Genomic DNA, 22,054 nt, shown 5'->3' with positions numbered 1-22,054 from the left:
AGGATCAGACGCTCAACATCTGCCCGCTCGGCCGCCTGCACGGTCCAGATGGCACCAGGGAAATCCTGCATCGGCGTCATCGCCAAGGGCCCGCCAATCTGCAATTCAGGACGCCCGCGTACAAAGGCGATATGGGCATTGCGCCGGACCTTGTCGGCACGGATCCGGGACATGCCAGGGTCATCCTGAAAGGTAACAGTCCATTGTTTCATAACGCGCCTCGGCCTTGTCTTGCGATTTCCTCATAGAAAAAGCCTCATCCAATGAGAGCATAGGGCCAGATCCTAGCAGCGATACGGCCAGAGCCGGGCTGCACAGGGCACCTCGGCAATCCGCTTGCAGGCTAGCCAAGCTTCCCGGCGCGCATCAGCTTTTCGTGCTGTTGCAGGGCAAAGCGATCCGTCATGCCGGCAATATAATCCGAGGTGATCCGCGCCAGGGCGGTCTCATGCGTTGCGGCCTCGATTTCCCTATGCCAACGCTCTGGCATCTGCAAAGGATTGGCCAGGAAATAGGGAAACAGCGCCTCAACCACCGCCGCCATGCGGATCCTCACCTCCATCACCGAGGGGGCGCGATACATCCGGGTGAACAAAAAGGCGCGAATTTCCTTCAGGTCCCGCCACAGATCCGGCGAAAAAGCCACCACCGGCCGTCCCAGCTCACGCACCTCTTCGACGCTTTTCACACCACTGGCGGTCATGTTTTCCCGCGCAGTATCAATGACATCGCCCACCATGACCCCAAAGACCCGGCGCAGGGCCTCGTGGCGGCGGCGCAGCGGATCAAGACCGGGGTATTTGCCGTCAACCTTGGAATAGGAAGCCCCTATGATGGGCAGATGAGTGATTTCTTCATCTGTAAACAACCCGGCGCGCAGCCCGTCGTGCAGATCGTGGTTGTTATAGGCGATGTCATCAGATAGGGCCGCGACCTGTGCCTCGGCGCTGGCATGGGTATGCAGCTCCAGATCCATCGCCGCATTGCATTCCGCCAGTGCCCAGGGCAGATCCCCCACCACCGGGCCATTGTGTTTGGCGATGGCTTCCAGAGCCTCCCAGCTCAAGTTCAGCCCGTCGAATTCGGCATAGTGCCGCTCCAGGTTGGTGACGATGCGGATGGCCTGGGCATTGTGATCAAAGCCGCCATAGGGCTGCATCAACGCATGCAGCGCATCCTCGCCGGTATGACCAAAGGGCGTGTGGCCGAGATCATGGGCCAGGGCCACGGCCTCGGTCAGTTCCTGATTGAGCCCAAGTGCTGCAGCGATGGTGCGCCCGACCTGCCCCACTTCGATCGAATGGGTCAGCCGGGTGCGGTAATTGTCGCCTTCATGCTCCACAAAAACCTGGGTCTTGTGCTTGAGGCGTCGAAAGGCGCTGGCGTGGATGATGCGATCGCGGTCGCGCTGATAGGGAGAGCGAAAGCTACTTTCCTCCTCAGCGATCAGCCTGCCCCGGCTCTGGTCCGGTTTGGTGGCATAAGAGGCATGCATGACTAATCTTTCTCCCGTGCAATCTTGTCGTCTTGGCCGCACCTTTCTATATAATGGCTAGCGCCGCAATACAGCATTGGGAGAGACCAAATGCACCTGCCACCAAAAGTGACCGACCGGGCCTTCGCCCGCCTGACCGAAATTGGTGCTGCGACGCAGGGCCAGGCACTGCGGATCGCAGTCGAAGGCGGTGGCTGTTCTGGCTTTCAATACGAAATTGGTCTGGATGCGCCCAAGGAGGACGATCTGGTGCTCGAAGGCCAGGGCGAAAAAGTTGTGGTCGATACCATCTCTTTGCCCTTCCTGGAAAACGCAGTGATCGATTTCACCGAAGAGCTGATTGGCGCGCGGTTTACAATTGAGAACCCCAATGCCTCTTCCAGCTGTGGCTGCGGCACCTCCTTTTCGATGTAGCAACCGCCAGGATTGCCCTATGACCTCGGTCAGGCAGGCATGCGCGCCGGGCGTGGCGGGGCCTCGGCTGGGATCTGCGGCGCAGCACTGTTCTGCAACAGCTGCCCCCACAACAAAAACAGCCCCGATCCGATCACAATACCCCCCCCCAACCAGGTTCCCTGGCTTGGCATTTCGCCAAAGACCAAGGCGCCAATTGTCACCATCCATACAAATTGCAGATTCATCAGCGGTGTCACCACATAGGCGGGCAACAAACGCAAGGCGGCCACTGCCAACCAGCGGGCGACAAACAGCAGTGCCGCATAGCCAAAGGCCCAGGCCAGGTCCTGCAGGGGCATCGAGCGCCAGATGAAAGGCAGCACCGGCAGCATGGTCAAAGACAGAACCAGATTCGGGAAAAAGACCTGCGGCAAAAGATGCCGATCATACCGGCTGATGTAGCGCGCCAGGATCATCGATAATGTCCCACAGGTCGCCCCCAGCAAAGCCAGCAAGTGGCCTAGTTCTACAGCATACAGACCCTCTGGAAACAGAAACAAAACGCCGACAAAACCCAGCCCCAGAGCCAGCCAGGCCCAAAGACCAATCCGCTCTCGCAGGATCGCGCCCGACATCACACCTGCCAGCAGCGGCATCAGCCCGATAAACAGAAAAACCTGGGCAAAGGGCAGTAACCGGAAAGCATAAAAGAAACAAATCGCCCCCAGCAAGGCAGAGAGACTGCGCAGCCCCATGGCGCGTGGACATTTGGTTCGCCAGGGCCAAAGCCAGCGTTCTTCCTTCACCCCTGAACGGCTGTTCCCGCTCGCAGGGACCTGGCCCGTCCTCTTGTGTTTTCTTTGCCTTTGACAGCTGCTTGCCAGAACCGAAAACAGCGCAACTGCCGCCCCGGACAAGACATAGATCTGCGCCGCGCTGTAGCCACCCGCGAGCAGTTTGGTGATCCCATCGGCCGAGGAAATAACCCCCGTATAGGCGACCACCATGAAAGCTCCTAGAAGCGGAACGGCGGGGCGCATCATGCCCATTCTACCTGTTTTACGGTGCTCGAAACCCGACCAAGGCGGGCAAACCCTTCAAAAAATGCAGCAAACTCAGAACTGCTCTGCTCAACTTCGGTGAGGAACTCAGCGTCAGCCGTACTGAGCCGCGCAAAGATCTGTGGCCGCAGCCATTGCCAATCCGCTGCCTTGGTACCGAGCTGAAACACTGCCTGCGACAAACCATGCAAGATCCCAGCATGCCCAGAGCGCTGAAACCGAACCCCACCTTTGGGGACGGGCTTTTGAAAGGCAATTTCGCCGCTCAGCGCCTGATACCAGTTGCTGACAAGAAACATGTGATAATCGTCCTGCTGCAGGGCTGGCGCCGCCGCATCGTCACCGGCGAAAAGGGTAAAGCCTTGATGATGCGCCTTTAGCCAGCGCTCCCAGATCCGCGAGGGCTGGCGCCCGCCAAAGCGCAGCGCCACGCAGATTTCCGACAAAAGATCGGCATCGCGATCCAGAAAGGCCAAGAGCCCCACATGGGTAAGGCTCTGAATGGCACCGGCTGAGAGACCGGGATCACGCCGCCCATAGTCGGACAGGTAAAACACGATATGCGTGAGCTCAAAAGCGGCTTTGCGGTTGGGAATCGAAAACTGCGCGGTAGACTCCATAAAGCCATGCAAGCGCGCATCCAACCCCGGAACATCCAACGTCACGCCACGACGCGCCAGCAGGCGGCGGGCCTCGGCACGCTGCAGGTCCGACAGCTCATGATCTGCCAGCCCCTGGTCTTTGACCCATTGCGCCAACGCCTCGCTGGGGAGTGACGCCGTGTTTCGCCCATTCTGCAAAACCAATCCCAGGTCCTCAAGGTCCATACAAATCGACAGCACAAAACGGTAGTATTGACGGAAGAAACAAAGATGCCGATCGGCGCCGTGATAAAAGCCTCGCAGCGGTTCCAGCGCCACCGGATCAAGACAAGTGAGCTCTTCCCGGGCACAGCCGCTACTTTCAAAGATATTGAGAAGTTCTGCGTTTTCCTTCAGCCAGAAGACGTCTTCTTGTGCGCGCCGCTGGCTGGCAAAGGTGGTGATCAGTCGCGACAGCCCTACTGCACGTGACTGTGGCAACGTACCTTTGGGAAACTGCAATATCTTTGCCATCTCAGTGATCACCCTATTGAACACAAAAACAATTTCAGTTTTTCCGATCTGCAATCCCGGTTTCTCCGTTGCAAATCTGGTGGTTAAAACGCGCCCAGCCCAGGGCGCGCCTTAGTCTTGTTATCTTTGTCAGCTGCCCGACGAGAACAGGCCAACCTCTGCGCCGCTTTCAACACGTGTCACCATTGTCGGCGCCGAGCCTGAGGAAAACAGCTCAACCAGAGCGCCCGAAGCGCGGTTTCCGCCGCTTTGTGGCGCAGACCCCGAGGAAAACATCGTGGTGCCTTCGCCGCTCCAGCAGCTGGTCATTTCTGGCGCCGAGCCAGAAGAAAACAACTCAACCCCATCTCCCTGGAACAGGCTCTGGGCTTGGGCCAACCTATCATCCCCTGCAGGGTTTACGTCAAAAGAAGTGGTCAAAGTTTTTTGCAATACAGTCATTGGAACCTCCGTGGTTTTCAGATTTCACCCCAAAACGCTTGCACATTGATCCAAATCTTGAAAATAGCCTGCCACACTTTTAAGTTGCGAAACAATAGATACCCACGTCAACTTAATGTTGGACTTGGCTGGTGCATTTCAAATAACCAAATCAATCCCCAGCTGAAAAATATCTTACCCACAGGCTTGTAGATGCAAAGCATGTCCGTTTCGATAGCGGGATGCTTTGGGAGATCGCAAAGCCCTGCTAGCTGGAGGCCAAAAAAGGCAGCCCCGATTCGACAATGCCTCCCCTTGCTCTGACCCAACTATTCGGCGATAGATCGGGTTCAGAAATCCAACTTCCGCGCCAGGAGCTTCCACATGAAGATCGCCAGTTTCAACATCAATGGCATCAAAGCACGCGCTGCCGCGCTGCCACAATGGCTGGACGAGGCAAAGCCGGACGTTGTGGTGCTGCAGGAAGTCAAATCGGTTGACGAGGCCTTCCCGCGCGAGCTGCTTGAAGACCGTGGATACAATGTTGAGACCCATGGGCAAAAGAGCTTCAACGGGGTTGCGATCCTGTCAAAATTGCCGCTGGAGGATGTAATCCGTGGCCTGCCCGGCGATGAGGACGACCTGCAGGCACGCTGGATCGAGGCCACGGTGGTGGGCAAACAGGCCCTGCGTATCTGCGGCCTCTATCTGCCCAATGGCAACCCCGTTGAACTCACTCCAGCGGGGGCACCGGTTCCGGGCGGAAAATACGCCTATAAACTGGCCTGGATGGAGCGGATGCAGGCCCGCGCTTCAGAGCTGCTGGCAGCCGAGATCCCGGCGCTTATGGCCGGGGATTACAACATTATCCCCCAGGCAGAGGACGCCAAACGCCCTGACGCCTGGACCGAGGATGCGCTGTATCGGCCCGAAAGCCGCGCCGCCTATCAGCGGATCGTCAACCTTGGCTTCACCGAAGCCTTTCGGGCGCGACATCAGGGACCCGGACATTACTCATTCTGGGACTATCAGGCCGGGGCCTGGAACCGCGACGACGGCATTCGCATCGATCACTTCCTGCTCAGCCCACAGGCAGCCGATCTGCTGCAGGACTGTCAAATCGACAAAGAGATCCGCGGCCGTGACAAGCCATCCGACCATGTTCCGATCTGGGTCGATCTCGATATCTAAGGGGTTTTCAGTTTTCCAGACTGCGCTACGCTTTCATGGTGCATTTGCCAGGTGGCCTTGTCAAAGGTCTACCCTTGCGCGCGGGTGACATCGTGGCGGTAGATCCAGTCAAACTGCCCCACCATGCGCTGCGGCGCCAGATGTCCACCCAGCTTCAGGATCTGATGCGCGGGCCAGCGCAATGGCGCCCGCAAATGATACTTCCAAGCATTGCGGCTGGCCGCATCGACGATCTTTGACGCCCGCATTCGGCGACGGTCCTGATAGCGTGCCAGGGCCGCCGGAATGTCTTGCGCCTGCTCTTCCAGCGCCTCCCCCAGAACCCAGGCATCTTCGAGTGCCAGATTGCCCCCCTGTGCCATAAATGGCAGTGTTGGATGCGCCGCATCACCCAGCAAGGCCACAGCGCCCTGATGCCAGTGGCTCGCCACAGGGTGGCGGAACAACCCCCAGAGGGCGCAGTTTTCCACCTGTGATAACAGATACTGCGCCTCGCCGCCAAAACTGGCAAAGGCTGCGCGCAGATTGCTGGGGTCATCGGGGAAATGCCACCCCTCTTCGGCCCAAGCGCGGCGCTCTTGCACGGCAATCAGATTGACCAGCGATCCATCGCGCAACGGGTAAGCCACAAGATGTTGCCCCGGCCCCATAAAGACCTGCGCCTCTGCCGGGAACTTGCTGTGATTGGGAACAATCGCCCGCCAGGCCACCTGACGGGTAAAGAACGGCTGTCCTGTTTCATTCAGAGCCCTGCGCGCCTGAGAGTGCAGCCCATCGGCACCAATCACCAAATCGCCCCCACATTGTGCGCCATTGGCCAGATGCACCACCGGTTTGGGACAGGTCTCGACCCGTTCTACCTTTTGCAACAGCCGCACCTGCACCCCAGCATCGCGCGCCGCATCTGCCAGGATGCGGATCAGATCAGCGCGATGTACAAAATAGTACCTCAGGTCGCCAGCGTATTGGTCCAGATCCAGACGCAGCACCTCATTGCCATGGCGATGCCCTCGTAGTACCACAGCGCGGGCACGTTGCGCTCCCCAGGCCAATTCATCGGCCAGATCCAGTGCCGACAGCACCGCCATACCGTTGGGGGTGATCTGCAGCCCGGCGCCAACTTCCGAGACCACCTCAGCCTGTTCCAGCACGGTGACCTGTGCGCCTTTTCGTTGCAGCACCACCGCTGCCGCCAAGCCGCCAATGCCCGCGCCGATAATGGTGATATTAAGATGCTTCAGTGTCATTGCGGCCCGTCAGTTTTCGCTCATAAACTTTGCATAAACGAAAAACGCCGGAGCAACAGGCCCCGGCGTCATGGTTTTTTGTGATTGTTTGGAAAATCAGTCGTCGCGGTGCACTTTTTCGCGGCGCTCGTGACGTTCCTGCGCCTCAAGGCTCATTGTCGCATTGGGCCGCGCGTCCAGACGTTTGAGAGAAATCGGCTCGCCGGTCACTTCGCAGTAACCATATTCACCCTCGTCAATCCGACGGATTGCTGCATCGATCTTGGACACCAGCTTGCGCTGACGGTCCCGTGTCCGCAGCTCCAACGCCCGGTCGGTTTCTTCGCTGGCCCGGTCTGCCACATCTGGAATATTGCGGGTATTGTCCTGCAGCCCTTCGATCGTATCGCGGCTTTCAGCGAGCAAATCCTGCTTCCAATTCAGAAGTTTACGACGGAAATACTCAAGCTGCCGATCATTCATGAAAGGCTCGTCTTCGGCCGGACGGTAGTCTTCCGGCAGAAACATTTCTTGTTTCATTTCGGCTCCTTCGGTATCGCCCATTCTGTAGGTCTCTTCAATCTTCGCCATACATCCTGGCTCCCCATGCCGCTGCGTTTATCCCCTGACAAGCAGATTGTCACTACACAATAGTAAAGAGACCGGGTTAAAACCGTGCTAAATGCGCCAGATCGCAGCACCAATCGCAGGAGATGTATATTAACTATGCAATTTCAGGGCACTAAAGACTACGTCGCCACCGATGACCTGAAGGTCGCCGTCAATGCAGCCGTCACGCTGGAACGTCCGCTTCTGGTCAAGGGTGAACCTGGCACCGGCAAGACCGAATTGGCCCGCCAGGTGGCAGATGCCCTGGGGCTGAAGATGATCGAGTGGAACGTAAAATCCACCACCCGGGCCCAGCAGGGCCTCTATGAGTATGACGCCGTCAGCCGGTTGCGCGACAGTCAGCTGGGCGAAGAACGCGTCCATGACGTCAAGAACTACATCAAAAAAGGCAAGCTCTGGGAGGCCTTTGAGGCCGAAGAGAAGGTCGTGCTGCTCATCGACGAGATCGACAAGGCTGACATCGAGTTCCCAAATGACCTGTTGCAGGAACTCGATAAGATGGAATTCCACGTCTATGAGACGGGGGAAACCATCCGGGCGGTCAATCGCCCGATCATGATCATCACCTCCAACAACGAAAAAGAACTGCCAGACGCCTTCCTGCGGCGCTGCTTTTTCCATTACATCCAGTTCCCAGATGCCCAAACGATGAAAAAGATCGTTGCGGTACACCACCCGGACATCAAGGACTCTCTGCTGACGGCGGCGCTGACGCAGTTTTATGAAATCCGCGACACCGCGGGTCTGAAGAAAAAGCCCTCGACCTCTGAGGTTCTGGACTGGCTCAAGCTGCTGCTGGCCGAGGATCTGACCCCCGAAGATATCGCCCGCGACGGAGCGGACGCCTTGCCCAAACTGCATGGCGCCCTGCTGAAAAACGAACAGGACGTACATCTGTTCGAGCGGCTTGCCTTTATGGCGCGCGGGCGCCGGTAACCTCTGAAGCCGGGGCTTCCTGGCCTGGTTTTTTCACTCATTACGGGAGTCTCCTCAAAAGGATGGCTCCCGTTATCTTTTCCTGTGGCTGTTTTCCTGCTTCACCTTGTGTTCAAACTTGCGCCCTATTGTTCTCTGCGCACAGAAATGATGTATTGATCTAACGCCTTTAGAGCCCCAGACGCCGAATTTTGGAGTCCTTTGCAATGCCCGTGACAACTCAGCCTGTTTTTGAAGGGGTGCTCTGGTATGACATCCGGGGGTCACTGTGAATTTCAAGAAAATGAAACTGCACCGGCTGGGGCTTGTCGCTACTCTGCTGGGTCTCACGACACTTGTGACCGGCTGTGATCTGCCAGAGCGGGCAAAACCTGCAAGTCGCGCGGCACAGGCCCTCAGCACCCTGCCCCCGGCCAAGGCCTTTTCTGCGCCACGCCCTCAGCCGCCCCGGCGCTCCAACAGCGATATTGCCCGCGACTTTCTCGACCTGCATTTCAAACTGGAAGGCGGCACGGTACTGCCGGTCTTTACCCGCTTTGAGCGCCCTATTCGGGTGCGGGTCACCGGCTCTCCGAGTGCCAGCTTTAACCAGGATCTCAACCGTATCCTGAAGCGGTTCCACCAAGAGGCGGGAATAGACATCCAGCGGGTTGGCACTGGCCCGGCAGAAATCACCATCCAAGCGGTATCCAGCCGCGCTATTCAGCGCGCCCTGCCCAAGGCCGCCTGTTTTGTGGTGCCCAATGTCGACTCTCTAGCCGAGTTGCGACGCAAACGGCGCAGCCCCGATACTGACTGGTCGCGCCTGCGCAGCCGCGAAAGACTGGCGATCTTTGTACCAATTGACGTCAGCCCGCAAGAGGCCCGCGATTGCCTGCACGAAGAACTGGCTCAGGCGATTGGCCCACTCAACGATCTATACCGCTTGCCGGATTCCGTCTTCAACGATGACAATGTGCATACCGTGCTGACTGGGTTTGACATGCTGGTGCTGCGCGCCACCTATGCACCAGAGCTGCACACCGGCATGAACCGCGCGGAAGTCGCCGCTGTTTTGCCCGGCCTTTTGATGCGGCTGAACCCGGCTGGAAACCGCATCTCCTCGCAGCCGCTGCCAGCCACCCCCCGCAGCTGGATCGATGCAATTGAAACCGCCCTGGGGCCCGGCACCACTCTGAATACCCGCAAACGGGCGGCCAATCAGGCGGCGATCCTGGCCAGCAATCTGGGCTGGTCCGACCATCGCCGCGCCTATAGCCACTACGTTTTGGGCCGGATGATCCAGGCCGATGAGCCCGAACTGGCGCAGCGCCATTTTCAGACCGCGCTTAAAACCCTACGCCAAACCCCCGGCAGCGAGTTGCACCAGGCCTTGATCAGGCCGCGAATGGCCGCTTATCAGATCGCCCGCGGCGATGGCGAAGCTGCGCTGCAATACATCAACCCGGTGATGCCGGTTGCCACCCGTCACGAGAACGCCGCCCTGCTGGCCACCTCTTTGTTGATCAAGGCCGAAGCGCTGGACCTATTGGGCCAATTTGCCACTTCCAATACGGTGAGACTGGACAGCCTTGGATGGGCGCGCTACGGGTTTGGCCCGGATTGGGCGGTGCAATCCAAGGTCCGCGAAGTTGCGGATCTGCGCCCCTCAACCAACTGACAAACGCGCGAAAACAGGCGGAAACAACATGATCGTAATTGGCGCAGTGCTGCTGGGGATCCTTTTGGGGGTCTATAATGCGCGAAAACGTGGCGGCAATGTTGCAGATATTCTGCAATATGGCGCTGTCTATGCCATCGCTTTTGGTATTGTGGCGGTCATTGCCACTATCGTGATCCATCGCGTGCTGGCCTAACCGCCGCGAAAGGCCTTTGTCATGTTTCAGCCCTTCTTTGAGAATCTGCGCAATGCCTCAATTCCGGTTTCGCTGCGGGAATACCTCACCTTTCTGGAGGGGATGAAAAAGGGCCTGGTGACCTATGACATCGAGGCTTTCTATTTTCTCGCCCGCGCAGCCATGGTCAAGGATGAGCGCAATATCGATAAATTTGATCGCGCCTTTTCCGCCACCTTCAAAGGCCTGGAAGCGATCCCCAATTCTGCCGTGATGGACGCAGTAGACATTCCCGAGGAATGGCTGCGCAAAATGGCCGAAAAGCACATGACGCCGGAAGAAAAGGCCGAGATCGAAGCCATGGGCGGCTTTGAAAAACTGATGGAAACCCTGAAAGAGCGGCTCGAAGAGCAAAAGGGCCGCCATCAGGGCGGCAGCAAATGGGTCGGCACCGCCGGCACTTCGCCCTTTGGCGCCTATGGGTACAATCCCGAAGGGGTGCGCATCGGCCAGAAGGAAAGCCGCCACCAGCGCGCGGTCAAGGTCTGGGACAAGCGCGAATTCAAGAACCTCGACGGGGATGTCGAACTGGGCACCCGTAACATCAAGGTGGCGCTGAAACGCCTGCGCCGCTGGGTGCGCGAAGGCGCCCATGAAGAGCTGGATCTCGACCATACTATTCGCTCCACCGCAGAGCATGGCTATCTGGACGTCAAAACCCGCCCCGAACGCCACAACGCGGTCAAAGTGCTGTTGTTTCTGGATGTTGGCGGATCAATGGATCCCCATATCAAAGTGGTGGAAGAGCTGTTCTCGGCCGCCCGCACCGAATTCAAGCATCTGGAATATTTCTACTTTCACAACTGCCTTTACGAAGGCGTCTGGCGCGACAACCGCCGCCGCTGGGAGGCGCAGATGCCCACCCATGAGGTGCTGCGCACCTATGGGCCCGACTACAAATGCATCTTTGTCGGCGATGCCTCCATGTCGCCCTATGAGATCGCCTATCCAGGTGGTGCCAATGAGCACTGGAACAAAGAGGCCGGCCAGGTCTGGCTGCAACGGGCCCGCGACCAATGGAGCAGCAATCTCTGGATCAATCCGGTACCAGAAAAGCACTGGGACTACACCCATTCCATCGGTATGGTCCGGGAGATTTTTGAGGACCGCATGGTGCCAATGACCCTCACCGGCCTCGAAGAAGGCATGAAGGAACTGACGCGGTAGGGGACTGATTTGCATCAGGTCAGAGGTACAATTCTAAAGCTGTTCTCGGTCATCGCCTTCATGGGCGCGACTTTCTTGTTTGTCGCGCAACGTGATCCTGAATTCAGTGTTTTCGACCATCTACCCAGCCTCGCGATTGGCAGAGGAACCGCATACATTCTTGGACCAGCGATTAGCTGGCTCGTCCTGCTCTCAGTGCTCGCCCTAGGTGTTTTACTCTGGCGCAGTGGCTCCCGGCTTTCACGTCACGGGGAGACAAAAGACCCAAACAGGGCACAAGGCAGACCGGGAGACTGATCTTTCTGTCCTGTTTCATCTCACTGAAAGACCGCAGTAGGATTAGTCCAACTCGGTCCAGGGCCAGGGTTTCACATTGCTGGCGGCCATCTGGTAACGCGCCGCCTTGGCGATCCAGATGCCGAGGTCAGTGCCAAAATCTGCCAACCGCTCGTTTGGTTCCTTGTTGATCAGCATAACAATGAACTGCAGCACCGTAGCCGTTGCCAGAACCGAATGGGCCAGGGAGATCAGCACCGTAATCAGGATCATATAGAGGAACCGCGACAGAAGGCTTTCCTTCTCCTCCGGTTCAAACTGCTCCCCGTGCAGGCGGCCATCAATATTGTCGGGATCAGTCATGGTTGCACTCACTCACCTTTGGGTCTGCCCCGTTCTAACATGCAAACCCCTTGAGAAAAGAACAGATTTGGGGATCTCTTGCGCACCCCATCCGCCTTTTTTATCGCTGCTTAGCTCCGAGCACCCTACGATGGAGCCATGCACTGCTTAACTCTCACTCTGACATGACAAATATACCCCGCAGATTTGGACCACTCACATTTGGTCCTGTACCGATCCAGGCCGGTGGTGCAGTGGTGCTTGACGCTATTCCCTAAAATTGACCGATTAATCTCAACTTGATTTTTAATTTTTGTGCCTATGGTGAACCCTTAGTTGGTTTCCTAGGAGTAAATGGGTTTGTGGTTCCTTCATCAGCTCAACCGGTTCAAGGTTGAACTCTTCATCATCTGCACTACGGTACTGACCTTTCAGATCGGCGCAGAGTTGGAACTGTTTGAAGAGTTCTACGAGTTCACCCGCGCCCATGAAGATATGGAACTCGACGAGGTCGCCATTCTTGGCCTCAATGTCCTGGGGGCCCTGCTCTGGTATCTGATCGTCTACACCAAGCGGCTGAACCGGGCCATCGCAGAACGGGATATAGCCGAGCAAGAGGCGAAACGGATTGCCCGCCACGACGCGCTGACTGGGCTGGCCAATCGCAGCGCCTATACCGAGCACCTGTCCGAAACTTCCCAGCATGATGTGACCATCTTGGTTGTCGATCTGGACAGATTCAAAGCAATCAATGATCTGCACGGACAGGCCTGTGGGGACTATGTTCTGATCGAAGTCGCCAACCGTATTCGGCTCGAGCTGGAGTCTGCTGATTTTGTCGCCCGTTTGGCTGGTGATGAGTTTGCCATCGCCCTGGCTCCAGGCGCCAGTATTGAGCGCTGCGAAAGCCTGGCCCGCCGCGTTTCTACCGCCCTGGCCCAGCCGTTTTCTTACGAGCAAAAACGGCTCTGGATCGGGGTGCACATCGGCCTTGCCAAGGCGGAAAAGAACAGCACGCCCTCAGCTGCCCTGCACCTTGCCGGTCAGGCGCTGAACTCCGCCAAACGCAAAGGTCGGGGGCAGTTCTCCTGGTATGACGCCGCGCTGGATGAAAAGGCAAAAACCCAGAGCCTGCTGGAACAAGACCTGCGCATGGCCCTAAAGAATGGCGATTTCGAAGCCTTCTTCCAGCCGATTGTGGATGTTTCCACAAAACGCCTGGTCGGGTTTGAAGCCCTGTCCCGCTGGACTCATGCCACGCATGGGCCGATCTCGCCAGAGGTGTTTATCCCGATCGCCGAAGACGCCGGGCTCATAGATACTCTAGGCTGGCAGATCCTGACCAAGGCCTGCGTTGTGGCCAGCAAATGGGACTCTTCGCTGAAACTGGCTGTGAACTTCTCGCCAGTTCAGTTCCGCGACCGCCATCTGGTAGATTCGATCCGCGACATCCTGATCAAAACCGAGCTGGACCCGCGCCGTTTGGAGATCGAAGTCACCGAAAGTGCGGTCATCCTGGATATTGACCTGGCCAAAAAATCCATCGTCGCCCTGCGCGAATTGGGCATCACAGTCGCTTTGGATGATTTTGGCACCGGCTTCTCTTCACTGTCGAACCTGCGCACATTGCCTTTTGACAGGGTGAAAATTGACCGTAGCTTTATCTCTGGCATCAGCGAAAACCCGGACAATCAAAAGATCGTTGCAGGTATTCTGGCGATGGCAGAAGGGTTGGAGCTTGCGGTGACAGCGGTCGGGATCGCATCCTCCGAAGACTTGGAATATCTGCAAGGCCTCCACTGCGCTTATGGTCAGGGCTTCCTTTTTGCCAAACCTATGAGCGCCGAGGAAACCAACTGGCTGCTTGAGACCAAATGGTCCGAAATGTACCAGGTTGATACGCCAGTCTTGCCGGGTGATGAAGAAGAAGCGCCAAAGGCGGGCTAATCTTTCCAACCCTTCGGGGCGCCTCCCCCTTGCCACTGGCACGTCGCACCCGCATATCTAACAGATGTTGCGTTTTACCCCGATCCTATTGGCCGTGATCTATGGCCTTGTGATGTACCGGATTTCTGTCTGGCGCACCCACCGCGAGCTGGATGCCCGCTCGACCGAGCTGGCGGATGCCAAGCTGCGCCGCCTGACAGATCGGATGGCCGCGGCGTTGGAAATCGACCGCATCCCGGTCTTTATCTACGAAGTAGACCCGGTAAACGGGCTGGCGGCTCCGGATGGGCGAATTTTCATCACCCGTGGCTTTTACCGAAAGTACCAGAATGGCGAGGTCACCGAAGCTGAGCTGGCCTCGGTCATCGCCCATGAGATGGGTCATGTGGCCCTGGGCCATGCCAAAAAACGCGTCATCGATTTTTCCGGCCAAAACGCCCTGCGCACCGCGCTGATGATGGTGCTCGGGCGCTACATTCCTTTTGTCGGGCCCTGGATCGCCGGGCTGCTGGCCAATCTGGTGGCCTCGCGCCTGTCGCGCAATGATGAATATGAGGCGGATGAATATGCCGCCGCGCTGCTGGCCAAATCCGGCATCGGGCTGGAGCCGCAAAAGAGCCTGTTTCGCAAGCTCGAAGATCTGACGCAGGCGCGGGCGGGCATGGCCCCGGCCTGGCTGATGTCGCACCCAAAGACAGAAGAGCGTATCGCAGCCCTGGAACGGCTGGAGGCGGGCTGGAACAGCCACTGACATGACGTTATTGCCCCTATGGGAGCTTTGCCTCTTGTCAGTGCCGCTGCCAGCCCCCAAATCAGAACTTCCCGTGACTGGAAGCCTTGATTGGACCCTCTGATGCTCTACTCCCTGCTTGATCTTGCCCCGGTGCCCGAGGGCAGCGAAATACCGCAGTCTTTCAAAAACAGCTCCGATCTGGCGCAACAGGCCGAAGCCTGGGGCTATCACCGCTATTGGCTGGCCGAGCATCACAATATGCCCGGCATCGCCAGTGCGGCCACCGCCGTTTTGATCGGCCATATTGCCAGCCAGACCAAAACCATCCGTGTTGGCGCCGGCGGCATCATGCTGCCCAACCATGCGCCCTATATGGTGGCCGAAGCCTTTGGCACACTCGCCGCCCTGCACGGAGATCGTATTGACCTTGGCCTTGGTCGCGCTCCCGGAACCGATATGCAAACCGCCCGCGCCCTGCGTCGCGGCATGGCCTCTGGCCACGGGGCACCTGACAGTTTTCCGCAGGATGTGGTTGATCTCATGGGTTTCTTGGGCCCGCTGGATCCAGAGGCCAGGGTTCGTGCCTTTCCAGGCCAGGGCAGCAATGTGCCAGTCTGGATCCTCGGCTCCAGCCTCTATGGCGCACAGCTGGCCGCACAACTGGGGCTGCCTTATGCCTTTGCCTCGCATTTTGCGCCGCAAGCGCTGGAAAAGGCGTTAGATCTCTATCGCCGCGCCTTCCGCCCCTCTGCCTACCTCGACAAGCCCTATGCCATGATGGCGGTGAATGTCTTTGGTGCGGAAACAGAGGCCGAGGGCATCCGCCTGCGCACCACAATGCAGCAGGCCTTTGCCCGGCTACGGCTGGGCCAGCCCGGCAAGCTGCCCCGCCCAGTGGATGACATTGCTGAACATCTTTCGCCGCCAGTACTGGCCGGGGTAAACGAAGCACTGACCATCTCTGCCACTGGCAGCCCTGAAACAGTACAGCAAGAACTGTCCGACATCCTCACCCGCTACGCTCCGGATGAGGTGATCATCACTGGCCAGATCCACGATCACCACGCCCGGCTGCGCTCGTTCGAGATTGCCGCCAAAGCCCTACAGGCGCTTTAGCGCATTCAGGTCGCGGCGAGCGCCTTGGCCAATCGTGGCAACCGCGCCTTTTTCAGCAGGGGTCGGATCTCCCAGCCACCGCCGGACAGGCGGTTGGCTTCGGCCAGAACCTGCTGCCCCAAGGCCTCCAACCCCTCTGGGTCTTTGAGCCAAAGATCATAGAGCAGCTGATCCGGCCCCAGCCGTTCCAGCCCCTCTTCGGCCAGGGTCTGGCGGGGGAAATCCTTGTTGTTGACGGTGACAATGGCGTCGGCATGACCGGTGATAGCGGCGGCCAATACATGCACATCCGCAGCATCCGGCAGGTAAAGCCGAGCCTCAGTCCCCGGGGATGGCGTCACCTCTGCCAGCGGCCATGCGGCCTTCAGCAAAGCGACCTCGGAGCGGGCCTGCGCCGCCCCAACGGGGCCAAGCTTCAGCGCCGCGCGGCTCCACTCTTCCAGAATGCGGGCAGACCACAGCGGGGTAAATGCGCCAATACGCGCCGCCCCGATCAGCATTTCGCGCATGACGGTAGGGTAAAGCACGCAGGTGTCCAGCAACAGCTTCATCAGAAGGGCTCAGTCCAGGCGGAAGAACACGGACTTCAGATAGCCGCTTTCGGCCAGCTGCGGCAATTGCGGATGATCCGGCCCGGCATAGCCGGTATGGATCAACTGTCCGCGGCGCCCAGCGCGGCCAATACCCCGGGCCGAGGCATTTCGGAACCGCGACAGATCCGCCGCATGAGAACAGGAGCAGAGGCCAATGTAGCCACCGGGTTTCACCAGGGGGGCCGCCAGCTTGGCAATCCGCTCATAGGCGCGCAACCCGGCCTCCAGCGCTGGTTTGGAGGGGGCAAAGGCGGGGGGATCGCAGATCACCACGTCAAAGCTGCGGCCCTCAACAGCCAAAGCCGCCAGTTGATCAAAGGCATCGCCCTGACGCGCGGTGAAGCTCTCGCCATAGCCGGAAGCCTGGGCGCCCTGCCCGGCCAGTTCCAGCGCCGCCGCCGAACCATCCACGCAGGTGACAGTGCCCGCTCCGGCTGCGCGCATTGCCAGGCCAAAACCGCCCACATGGGAAAACACATCCAGCACATCACCGCCCTGCGGCACCAGACGGGCAGCAAAGGCGTGGTTTTCGCGCTGGTCATAAAACAGCCCGGTTTTCTGCCCACCTGTGAGATCCGCCATATAGGTGGCCCCGTTCATCTGCACCTCTATCGGCGCAGTTGGGGTCTCACCCAGCAGGGTGAGGCTCTCATCATCCAGGCCTTCCAACCCACGGGTCCGCCCAGAAGCGTTTTTGAGAATGATGCTACAGCCAGTCACCGCAGCCAGGGCAGAGGTCAATTCGCTCAGATACATCTCGGCCCAGGCAGCATTGGGCTGCACCACGCAGGCACTGCCAAAGCGGTCGATCACCACACCGGGCAGACCGTCGGCCTCGGCATGGACCAGACGATAGAAAGGCGCGTCGTATAGGCGTTCACGCAGGTCAAAGGCACGGGCAATGCGGGTTTCAAACCAGGCCTGATCAATCACCGCACCGGGGTCACGATCCAGTATCCGGCAGATGATCTTGCTTGTGGGATTGACCGCAACGGTCCCCATTGGCGTCTGCGCCTCGTCCAACAGCACCGCAAGACTGCCAGGGTCTAGCTTACGCGTGCGCCGGTCGGTGACCAGCTCGTTGGAATAGACCCATGGAAACCCGTGGCGCAGGGCGCGGGCATTGGCTTTGGGCAGGAGTTTTACGCGGGGGCGCTCGGGCGCGGGGGATGTGGCTGTCATAGCTCCTCTTAGCCGCAAGAGTGCAACAGGGAAAGGGGGCCTGCACCGCTGTACCGCCCCCTTTCCTGTCAATTCAGCATCAAGATGCGCCTAAAACTGGATCACAGCTTGTTCAGTGCCTGGATCAAACCGCCACGGCGGGCTTGCCGTGTGCCCGGAGCCAGGATCTCTTGCTGGATCACCTGAGCCAGGAATTCCGTGATCCGCACTTTTTGCGTCTGCCCTTCGGCCATGGCTGTCAGTGCTCTTTGCCCCCCATAGGCGGTGAGGTCCGCTTCAATCTCGCGCGGTTCGGTCAGGGCAGCGCCAGTCTGTGCATCGCGCAGCACCATGGTAAAGGCGATGGCATGCACCCCTCCCGTGGTATAGCGCGCCTTTTGCGTCAGGGCGTGGAACCTGAGGACCTCAACTTCCAGCTCGGCCTCTACCGGCCCGGTGAGCGGCTGCACGCCTGCGTCCAAAGCGGCCTGTACAATCGCCAGTACCTGCGCATGGCGATCCCCCATGGGATCCTCGCGCCAGACAATGTCCCCCTGTGGAAGGTAACGATTGGCTTCAGAGACCTTCAGAGCGCGCGGCACCTCTACGGTCACTTTGCTGATCGAGAGATCAGCCCCGCGCACAGAACCAATGGCAGAACCATCATCCAGGCTCCCAGCGGCCACAACGGGGGTGATCGATTGAGGCTGTAGCTCTGGCGCCAGCCCATCAATGGCTTCAAAACCCTCAGCGATTGTAGCCTGGTTTTGCGGCAGGGTCTCAAACGGGACGTTGCGCGAGGCGGTATCAACGCTGGCACAGGCCGAGAGGCTACAGCCAAGGGCGGTGAGGAAAAGGGTGCGAAGGGTCATCATTGCTCTGCTCCTTGGCCTATCGCCGGGAAAGTCCGGCAATACGGGCGGTTAAGGACAACCTGATCCGCAAAGGGGGCAGGATTGAGACAATTTTAGTCCAATTTAACGAAATCTTAATCCAACAGCAGCCTTCAGCTGGACCGTCCCCGGGAGACGCCCGAAACAGGCCCCAGCATGGAGCAGGCGAAACCCGTCAGGAACGACTCACAGCCTCCTCTAGTCACGAGGGCGAGAGCGCCAGCCGCCACGACGGCGCGGCTTTGCTTGTTCCGCCCGCCCCTGCTGCAGAACCTCCGTCATCGGGTGATTGGCGGGCTCAGTCCTGTAGTGCTCCAGCAACTGCTCAATCGCCTGGTGACTGTCCACCCCTACAGGCAGGCTCAGCGCCCAATCCAGAAAGATGCTGCGACACTGGCTCTCGGTGATGCCCTCGATCCTATAGGCTTCGCATATCAGTTGTTTGTGGTCGAGTTCAGCCAGTTTCTGCATCTGCGTTCTCCTCCAGACAGCGGGAAATGATCTCCCCAGATTCCCCATAGGCCTTTTGCAAGGCCTGCTCCAGATCTTCCAATGTCTCAAATCCAGCGCCGCGGCTCAGAAACTGGGCACCGCCCTCTCCCAAGACTTCCCGGTCAAGCGTCGTTCCGGTCACCAGACGCGCCGCAGTCTGCACTGACCAATATAGCGCATAGGACGTCTGCAAAACCTGTGCATCAGCGGCATCCAGCCAGCCATGAGCGACCGCAGCGTGCAACCCGCTTACCACGTCACGTGTGACGGCTTTGGACAAAAGTGCACCGGCCTGTGACAACAGTTCAATATCCATCATCCGCCCAGCCCCGGTTTTGGCATCCCAAACCCCAGCCGGAGATTTGGCGGCCGCCAAGCGTTGCCGCATATTTGCCACCTCAGCCAGGATCTGCCCCTTGGATCTGTCCTGAGCCAGGATCTCCTCCCGAAAGCTGTTGAACACTTGAACCAAGGCTTCTGGTCCGGCCACGGCTCTGGCGCGGGTCAGGGCAAGATGCTCCCAGACCCAGGCCTCGTTCTGCTGGTAGTGAGTGAAGCTGGGCCAACTGGTAGCAACCGGGCCTTTATTGCCCGAGGGGCGCAGGCGCATATCGACCTCGTAGAGCCGCCCCTGCGACATTGGCGCCGACAGTGCCGTAATCAGGGCCTGGGTCAACCGAGCGTAGTAAGGCCGGGTAGCCAGAGGCTTGCGCCCCTCAGAGGTCTCTGCCCCTTCGGGATCGTAAAGCACGATAATGTCGAGATCAGACTGCGCATTGATCTGCGCCGCGCCAAGCGAGCCCATGGCGATCACAGTTGGGCCACTGCCCGGCGGCGGGCCGTGTTTGATCGAAAACTGGCTGACCACGCGGGGCAGTATCGCCGCGATCACGGCTTCGGCCAGTTCGGCATATTGCGCCCCAGCGGTCCGTGCATCGATCAATCCGCGCAGATGATGCACCCCGATGCGGAAATGCCATTCCTTGCACCAGCGGCGCGCCGTGTCGAGCTGGGTCTCATAGTCGCCCTCCAACGCCAAAACTGCGTCCAGTTCCCGCTCCAGGGTCGCACCACCGGGCCAGTCTTCAAAAAAGCTGCCGCCAATGACCGCGTCAAAGACACTGGAATTGCGGGACAAAAAGGCCGCCAGCGCATGGGAGGTCCCGACGATATCCACCAAGAGATCCAACAGCTGTGGATTGGCCTCAAACAGGGAAAACAGCTGCACACCAGCCGGAAGACCTGCAAGGAAGCCGTCCAGTGCCAGCAAGGACTCCGCCGGTTTGGCGGTGCGGGCCAGGCGGTTCAACAGCTCTGGCTTCAGTCGTTCAAAAATCTGTGCGCCCCTTTGGGAGCGCAGCGCCGGATAGGTCGGCCAGCGCCCGATGATGGCCTCGTCCAGCCCATCTGGAACATCAGTCTTGGGTGCTGGCGCCGCATCAGGGGCAAAGAAGTCCTCTGTCATGTCGTGAACTTCAACCAATCGGCGGTGGATTTTTGCCTGTAGCTCTGCGGGATCCTCTCCCATCAGACAGGCAACGCGGGCAATCCCCTCTGCTGAATTCGGCATGTCATGGGTCTGGGCGTCATGGACCATCTGGATCCTGTGCTCGACCTCGCGGTGCGCCCGGTAGTGGGTGCTGAGCGCTATTGCAACATCCTCCGGGATCCAGCCCTTGCCCGCCAGTGCCTCAAGCCCCTCTACAGTGCCGCGCAGCCGCAGGCTCTCATCGCGCCCCCCGGCAATCAGCTGGCGGGTCTGGGTGAAGAATTCGATCTCGCGAATGCCACCACGGCCGAGTTTCATATCATGACCCGGTACCGTAATCGGCCCCCCTGTGCCTTTGTTTTCGCGAATGCGTAGGCGCATGTCATGGGCGTCCTGGATGGCGGCAAAATCCAGATGGCGGCGCCAAACAAAAGGCCGAAGCGTTTTGAGAAAGGCCTCTCCCGCAGCCAGATCCCCGGCGCAGGGACGTGCCTTGATATAGGCCGCCCGTTCCCAGGTGCGCCCCAGGCTTTCATAATATCGCTCCGCCGCCTCCATCGCCAGACAGACTGGGGTGACCGCCGGATCCGGGCGCAGGCGCAGATCGGTGCGGAATACATAGCCATCAGCGGTCCGGTCACTCAAGGTTGCGCACATGTTCCGAGTGGCGCGCACCATGCCTTGCCGCACTTCAAAAAACACATCCGGGTCATAGCGGGTCTCATCAAACAGGCAGATCAGGTCAATATCAGAGCTGTAGTTCAGCTCATAGGCGCCCATCTTGCCCATGGCGAGGATGGTCAGCCCCCCGGCGGTCTCCACATCCGCCTCGGTTAGGCCCGAGAGTTTCTTTCGCCGGATCAAGGTGGCAATTTCAGCCTTGATCGCAACATCAGCCCCCAAGGCGCCAAAATCGGTAAGCGCAGTGGTCACCTGTTCGAGGCTCCAGCCGCCAGAAACATCACAAAGCGCAGTCAACAAGGCCACACGACGCTTGGCCTGGCGCAATCCGGGTTTCAACTGATCAGGGGCCAGCGTACGGCACTGATCAAAAACCTGCGCCAGGGCCGTTTTGGGATCCTCCAGCGCCGGTCCAATCCAGGGGGCTTCTTGCTCTAACAGGCGCCTTAAATAGGGGCTGGAGCCAGCGGCCCCTGCGATCAACTGCCCAGCCTCCTGATCAAGACCGGGAACCAGGTCGCGGGTTTCAGCAGCAAGAGCGGCATCATAGGCACGGGGAAGTCGGGTGATTTGCAGGCGATCAGACATGGGAAAACACTGTGCTTCCATCGCGCTAAGGTCAATCCGAGAAGCGCCCTGGCGCGGCAAGAAAGCGCAAGTCACCCAGGGGAAATAGCTGCCCTAAGGTAAGGAATACCTGCCTTCCCTTTCTAGGCTCCAAGCTCCTACACTGGACGCGCTGCTATGCTTGTCATTTGTTTCTTTATTGACGAGTAATGAGTGCGGTGCTTCTTGTTGT

General features: G+C 58.8%; 22 protein-coding genes. 9 read left to right on the top strand and 13 right to left on the bottom strand.

The features are described 5' to 3' along the window. Positions 1 to 212: YciI family protein (locus tag ABJP42_RS08200; protein WP_348339842.1), on the bottom strand; the 212-nt coding region annotated here is incomplete at its 3' end. A gap of 131 nt (positions 213 to 343) precedes the next feature. Then, a complete protein-coding gene (locus ABJP42_RS08195) occupies positions 344 to 1,495 on the bottom strand; it encodes a deoxyguanosinetriphosphate triphosphohydrolase (protein ID WP_348339841.1) in 1,152 nt (383 codons plus the stop codon). A 90-nt stretch (positions 1,496 to 1,585) separates the two neighbouring features. On the opposite strand from ABJP42_RS08195, the gene ABJP42_RS08190 reads away from it, so the two are divergent. Next, complete coding sequence (locus ABJP42_RS08190; protein ID WP_348339840.1) at positions 1,586 to 1,909, top strand: HesB/IscA family protein; 324 nt, start codon at positions 1,586 to 1,588, stop codon at positions 1,907 to 1,909. Positions 1,910 to 1,938: 29 nt separating this feature from the next. Here ABJP42_RS08190 and ABJP42_RS08185 read toward each other — a convergent pair whose 3' ends face one another. The 3 genes from ABJP42_RS08185 to ABJP42_RS08175 all read right to left on the bottom strand — a co-directional run bounded on the left by ABJP42_RS08185 (position 1,939) and on the right by ABJP42_RS08175 (position 4,508). Further along, positions 1,939 to 2,898: a DMT family transporter gene (locus ABJP42_RS08185; protein ID WP_348339839.1), complete on the bottom strand. Its 960-nt coding sequence runs from the start codon at positions 2,896 to 2,898 to the stop codon at positions 1,939 to 1,941. Between the two features lie 32 nt (positions 2,899 to 2,930). Further along, positions 2,931 to 4,067 carry a DUF6902 family protein gene (locus ABJP42_RS08180; RefSeq protein ID WP_348339838.1) on the bottom strand — a complete coding sequence of 379 codons (1,137 nt, stop codon included), beginning with the start codon at positions 4,065 to 4,067 and terminating at the stop codon, positions 2,931 to 2,933. A gap of 129 nt (positions 4,068 to 4,196) precedes the next feature. Next, positions 4,197 to 4,508 carry a hypothetical protein gene (locus ABJP42_RS08175; RefSeq protein ID WP_348339837.1) on the bottom strand — a complete coding sequence of 104 codons (312 nt, stop codon included), beginning with the start codon at positions 4,506 to 4,508 and terminating at the stop codon, positions 4,197 to 4,199. Positions 4,509 to 4,871: 363 nt separating this feature from the next. On the opposite strand from ABJP42_RS08175, the gene xth reads away from it, so the two are divergent. Next, positions 4,872 to 5,678, top strand: a complete 807-nt coding sequence (gene xth / locus ABJP42_RS08170) for an exodeoxyribonuclease III (RefSeq protein ID WP_348339836.1) — start codon at positions 4,872 to 4,874, stop codon at positions 5,676 to 5,678. A gap of 68 nt (positions 5,679 to 5,746) precedes the next feature. Here xth and ABJP42_RS08165 read toward each other — a convergent pair whose 3' ends face one another. Further along, complete coding sequence (locus tag ABJP42_RS08165; protein WP_348339835.1) at positions 5,747 to 6,925, bottom strand: FAD-dependent monooxygenase; 1,179 nt, start codon at positions 6,923 to 6,925, stop codon at positions 5,747 to 5,749. 96 nt (positions 6,926 to 7,021) lie between these two features. Next, complete coding sequence (gene dksA / locus ABJP42_RS08160) at positions 7,022 to 7,444, bottom strand: RNA polymerase-binding protein DksA (protein WP_027240655.1); 423 nt, start codon at positions 7,442 to 7,444, stop codon at positions 7,022 to 7,024. A gap of 186 nt (positions 7,445 to 7,630) precedes the next feature. Between dksA and ABJP42_RS08155 the strand changes: the two genes are divergently transcribed. The 4 genes from ABJP42_RS08155 (at position 7,631) to ABJP42_RS08140 (ending at position 11,532) form a co-directional block, all read left to right on the top strand. Beyond that, positions 7,631 to 8,470, top strand: a complete 840-nt coding sequence (locus ABJP42_RS08155; protein WP_348339834.1) for an AAA family ATPase — start codon at positions 7,631 to 7,633, stop codon at positions 8,468 to 8,470. Positions 8,471 to 8,753: 283 nt separating this feature from the next. Further along, positions 8,754 to 10,130, top strand: coding sequence for a DUF2927 domain-containing protein (locus ABJP42_RS08150; RefSeq protein WP_490363201.1), 1,377 nt, complete (start codon positions 8,754 to 8,756; stop codon positions 10,128 to 10,130). Positions 10,131 to 10,158: 28 nt separating this feature from the next. After that, the gene (locus ABJP42_RS08145; RefSeq protein WP_348339832.1) at positions 10,159 to 10,326 is read left to right on the top strand and encodes a hypothetical protein; all 168 of its coding nucleotides are present in this window, start codon (positions 10,159 to 10,161) and stop codon (positions 10,324 to 10,326) included. A gap of 21 nt (positions 10,327 to 10,347) precedes the next feature. Beyond that, positions 10,348 to 11,532, top strand: a complete 1,185-nt coding sequence (locus tag ABJP42_RS08140) for a vWA domain-containing protein (protein WP_348339831.1) — start codon at positions 10,348 to 10,350, stop codon at positions 11,530 to 11,532. Between the two features lie 339 nt (positions 11,533 to 11,871). Here ABJP42_RS08140 and ABJP42_RS08135 read toward each other — a convergent pair whose 3' ends face one another. Beyond that, the gene (locus tag ABJP42_RS08135) at positions 11,872 to 12,171 is read right to left on the bottom strand and encodes a DUF4389 domain-containing protein (protein WP_348339830.1); all 300 of its coding nucleotides are present in this window, start codon (positions 12,169 to 12,171) and stop codon (positions 11,872 to 11,874) included. A 333-nt stretch (positions 12,172 to 12,504) separates the two neighbouring features. Between ABJP42_RS08135 and ABJP42_RS08130 the strand changes: the two genes are divergently transcribed. The 3 genes from ABJP42_RS08130 (at position 12,505) to ABJP42_RS08120 (ending at position 15,946) form a co-directional block, all read left to right on the top strand. Further along, positions 12,505 to 14,097, top strand: coding sequence for a putative bifunctional diguanylate cyclase/phosphodiesterase (locus tag ABJP42_RS08130; RefSeq protein ID WP_348339829.1), 1,593 nt, complete (start codon positions 12,505 to 12,507; stop codon positions 14,095 to 14,097). Positions 14,098 to 14,161: 64 nt separating this feature from the next. Next, the gene (locus tag ABJP42_RS08125; protein ID WP_348339828.1) at positions 14,162 to 14,848 is read left to right on the top strand and encodes a M48 family metallopeptidase; all 687 of its coding nucleotides are present in this window, start codon (positions 14,162 to 14,164) and stop codon (positions 14,846 to 14,848) included. Between the two features lie 102 nt (positions 14,849 to 14,950). Further along, positions 14,951 to 15,946, top strand: a complete 996-nt coding sequence (locus ABJP42_RS08120; protein WP_348339827.1) for an LLM class flavin-dependent oxidoreductase — start codon at positions 14,951 to 14,953, stop codon at positions 15,944 to 15,946. 5 nt (positions 15,947 to 15,951) lie between these two features. Here the strand turns inward: ABJP42_RS08120 and ABJP42_RS08115 are convergent, their stop codons facing one another. From ABJP42_RS08115 to glnE, 5 genes are all read right to left on the bottom strand, one after another. Continuing rightward, on the bottom strand, positions 15,952 to 16,497 hold the full coding sequence (locus ABJP42_RS08115) for an RSP_2648 family PIN domain-containing protein (protein WP_348339826.1): 546 nt from the start codon (positions 16,495 to 16,497) through the stop codon (positions 15,952 to 15,954). A 9-nt stretch (positions 16,498 to 16,506) separates the two neighbouring features. Beyond that, positions 16,507 to 17,721, bottom strand: coding sequence for an RSP_2647 family RNA methyltransferase (locus ABJP42_RS08110; protein ID WP_348339825.1), 1,215 nt, complete (start codon positions 17,719 to 17,721; stop codon positions 16,507 to 16,509). A gap of 101 nt (positions 17,722 to 17,822) precedes the next feature. Further along, entirely contained in the window at positions 17,823 to 18,575 is a 753-nt protein-coding gene (locus tag ABJP42_RS08105) for a DUF6778 family protein (protein WP_348339824.1), read from the bottom strand. Between the two features lie 216 nt (positions 18,576 to 18,791). Then, a complete protein-coding gene (locus tag ABJP42_RS08100) occupies positions 18,792 to 19,064 on the bottom strand; it encodes a hypothetical protein (RefSeq protein ID WP_348339823.1) in 273 nt (90 codons plus the stop codon). After that, positions 19,048 to 21,843 carry a bifunctional [glutamate--ammonia ligase]-adenylyl-L-tyrosine phosphorylase/[glutamate--ammonia-ligase] adenylyltransferase gene (gene glnE / locus ABJP42_RS08095; protein WP_348339822.1) on the bottom strand — a complete coding sequence of 932 codons (2,796 nt, stop codon included), beginning with the start codon at positions 21,841 to 21,843 and terminating at the stop codon, positions 19,048 to 19,050. The genes ABJP42_RS08100 and glnE overlap by 17 nt, the downstream gene beginning before the upstream one ends. Between the last annotated feature and the right edge of the window lie 211 nt (positions 21,844 to 22,054).

This window comes from Pseudophaeobacter sp. (assembly GCF_039971195.1).
Classification (GTDB): domain Bacteria; phylum Pseudomonadota; class Alphaproteobacteria; order Rhodobacterales; family Rhodobacteraceae; genus Pseudophaeobacter.
The sequence above is the reverse complement of the archived record's forward strand: the minus strand, read 5'-3'. Positions and strand labels throughout refer to the sequence as shown.

What these genes read in the sequence shown, in the direction of transcription:
- ABJP42_RS08195 (WP_348339841.1), bottom strand. Translation starts at nt 1,495, where the DNA reads ATGCATGCCTCTTATGCCACCAAACCGGACCAGAGCCGGGGCAGGCTG.
- ABJP42_RS08190 (WP_348339840.1), top strand. Translation starts at nt 1,586, where the DNA reads ATGCACCTGCCACCAAAAGTGACCGACCGGGCCTTCGCCCGCCTGACC.
- ABJP42_RS08185 (WP_348339839.1), bottom strand. Translation starts at nt 2,898, where the DNA reads ATGGTGGTCGCCTATACGGGGGTTATTTCCTCGGCCGATGGGATCACC.
- ABJP42_RS08180 (WP_348339838.1), bottom strand. Translation starts at nt 4,067, where the DNA reads ATGGCAAAGATATTGCAGTTTCCCAAAGGTACGTTGCCACAGTCACGT.
- ABJP42_RS08175 (WP_348339837.1), bottom strand. Translation starts at nt 4,508, where the DNA reads ATGACTGTATTGCAAAAAACTTTGACCACTTCTTTTGACGTAAACCCT.
- xth (WP_348339836.1), top strand. Translation starts at nt 4,872, where the DNA reads ATGAAGATCGCCAGTTTCAACATCAATGGCATCAAAGCACGCGCTGCC.
- ABJP42_RS08165 (WP_348339835.1), bottom strand. Translation starts at nt 6,925, where the DNA reads ATGACACTGAAGCATCTTAATATCACCATTATCGGCGCGGGCATTGGC.
- dksA (WP_027240655.1), bottom strand. Translation starts at nt 7,444, where the DNA reads ATGAAACAAGAAATGTTTCTGCCGGAAGACTACCGTCCGGCCGAAGAC.
- ABJP42_RS08155 (WP_348339834.1), top strand. Translation starts at nt 7,631, where the DNA reads ATGCAATTTCAGGGCACTAAAGACTACGTCGCCACCGATGACCTGAAG.
- ABJP42_RS08150 (WP_490363201.1), top strand. Translation starts at nt 8,754, where the DNA reads ATGAAACTGCACCGGCTGGGGCTTGTCGCTACTCTGCTGGGTCTCACG.
- ABJP42_RS08145 (WP_348339832.1), top strand. Translation starts at nt 10,159, where the DNA reads ATGATCGTAATTGGCGCAGTGCTGCTGGGGATCCTTTTGGGGGTCTAT.
- ABJP42_RS08140 (WP_348339831.1), top strand. Translation starts at nt 10,348, where the DNA reads ATGTTTCAGCCCTTCTTTGAGAATCTGCGCAATGCCTCAATTCCGGTT.
- ABJP42_RS08135 (WP_348339830.1), bottom strand. Translation starts at nt 12,171, where the DNA reads ATGACTGATCCCGACAATATTGATGGCCGCCTGCACGGGGAGCAGTTT.
- ABJP42_RS08130 (WP_348339829.1), top strand. Translation starts at nt 12,505, where the DNA reads ATGGGTTTGTGGTTCCTTCATCAGCTCAACCGGTTCAAGGTTGAACTC.
- ABJP42_RS08125 (WP_348339828.1), top strand. Translation starts at nt 14,162, where the DNA reads ATGTTGCGTTTTACCCCGATCCTATTGGCCGTGATCTATGGCCTTGTG.
- ABJP42_RS08120 (WP_348339827.1), top strand. Translation starts at nt 14,951, where the DNA reads ATGCTCTACTCCCTGCTTGATCTTGCCCCGGTGCCCGAGGGCAGCGAA.
- ABJP42_RS08115 (WP_348339826.1), bottom strand. Translation starts at nt 16,497, where the DNA reads ATGAAGCTGTTGCTGGACACCTGCGTGCTTTACCCTACCGTCATGCGC.
- ABJP42_RS08110 (WP_348339825.1), bottom strand. Translation starts at nt 17,721, where the DNA reads ATGACAGCCACATCCCCCGCGCCCGAGCGCCCCCGCGTAAAACTCCTG.
- ABJP42_RS08105 (WP_348339824.1), bottom strand. Translation starts at nt 18,575, where the DNA reads ATGATGACCCTTCGCACCCTTTTCCTCACCGCCCTTGGCTGTAGCCTC.
- ABJP42_RS08100 (WP_348339823.1), bottom strand. Translation starts at nt 19,064, where the DNA reads ATGCAGAAACTGGCTGAACTCGACCACAAACAACTGATATGCGAAGCC.
- glnE (WP_348339822.1), bottom strand. Translation starts at nt 21,843, where the DNA reads ATGTCTGATCGCCTGCAAATCACCCGACTTCCCCGTGCCTATGATGCC.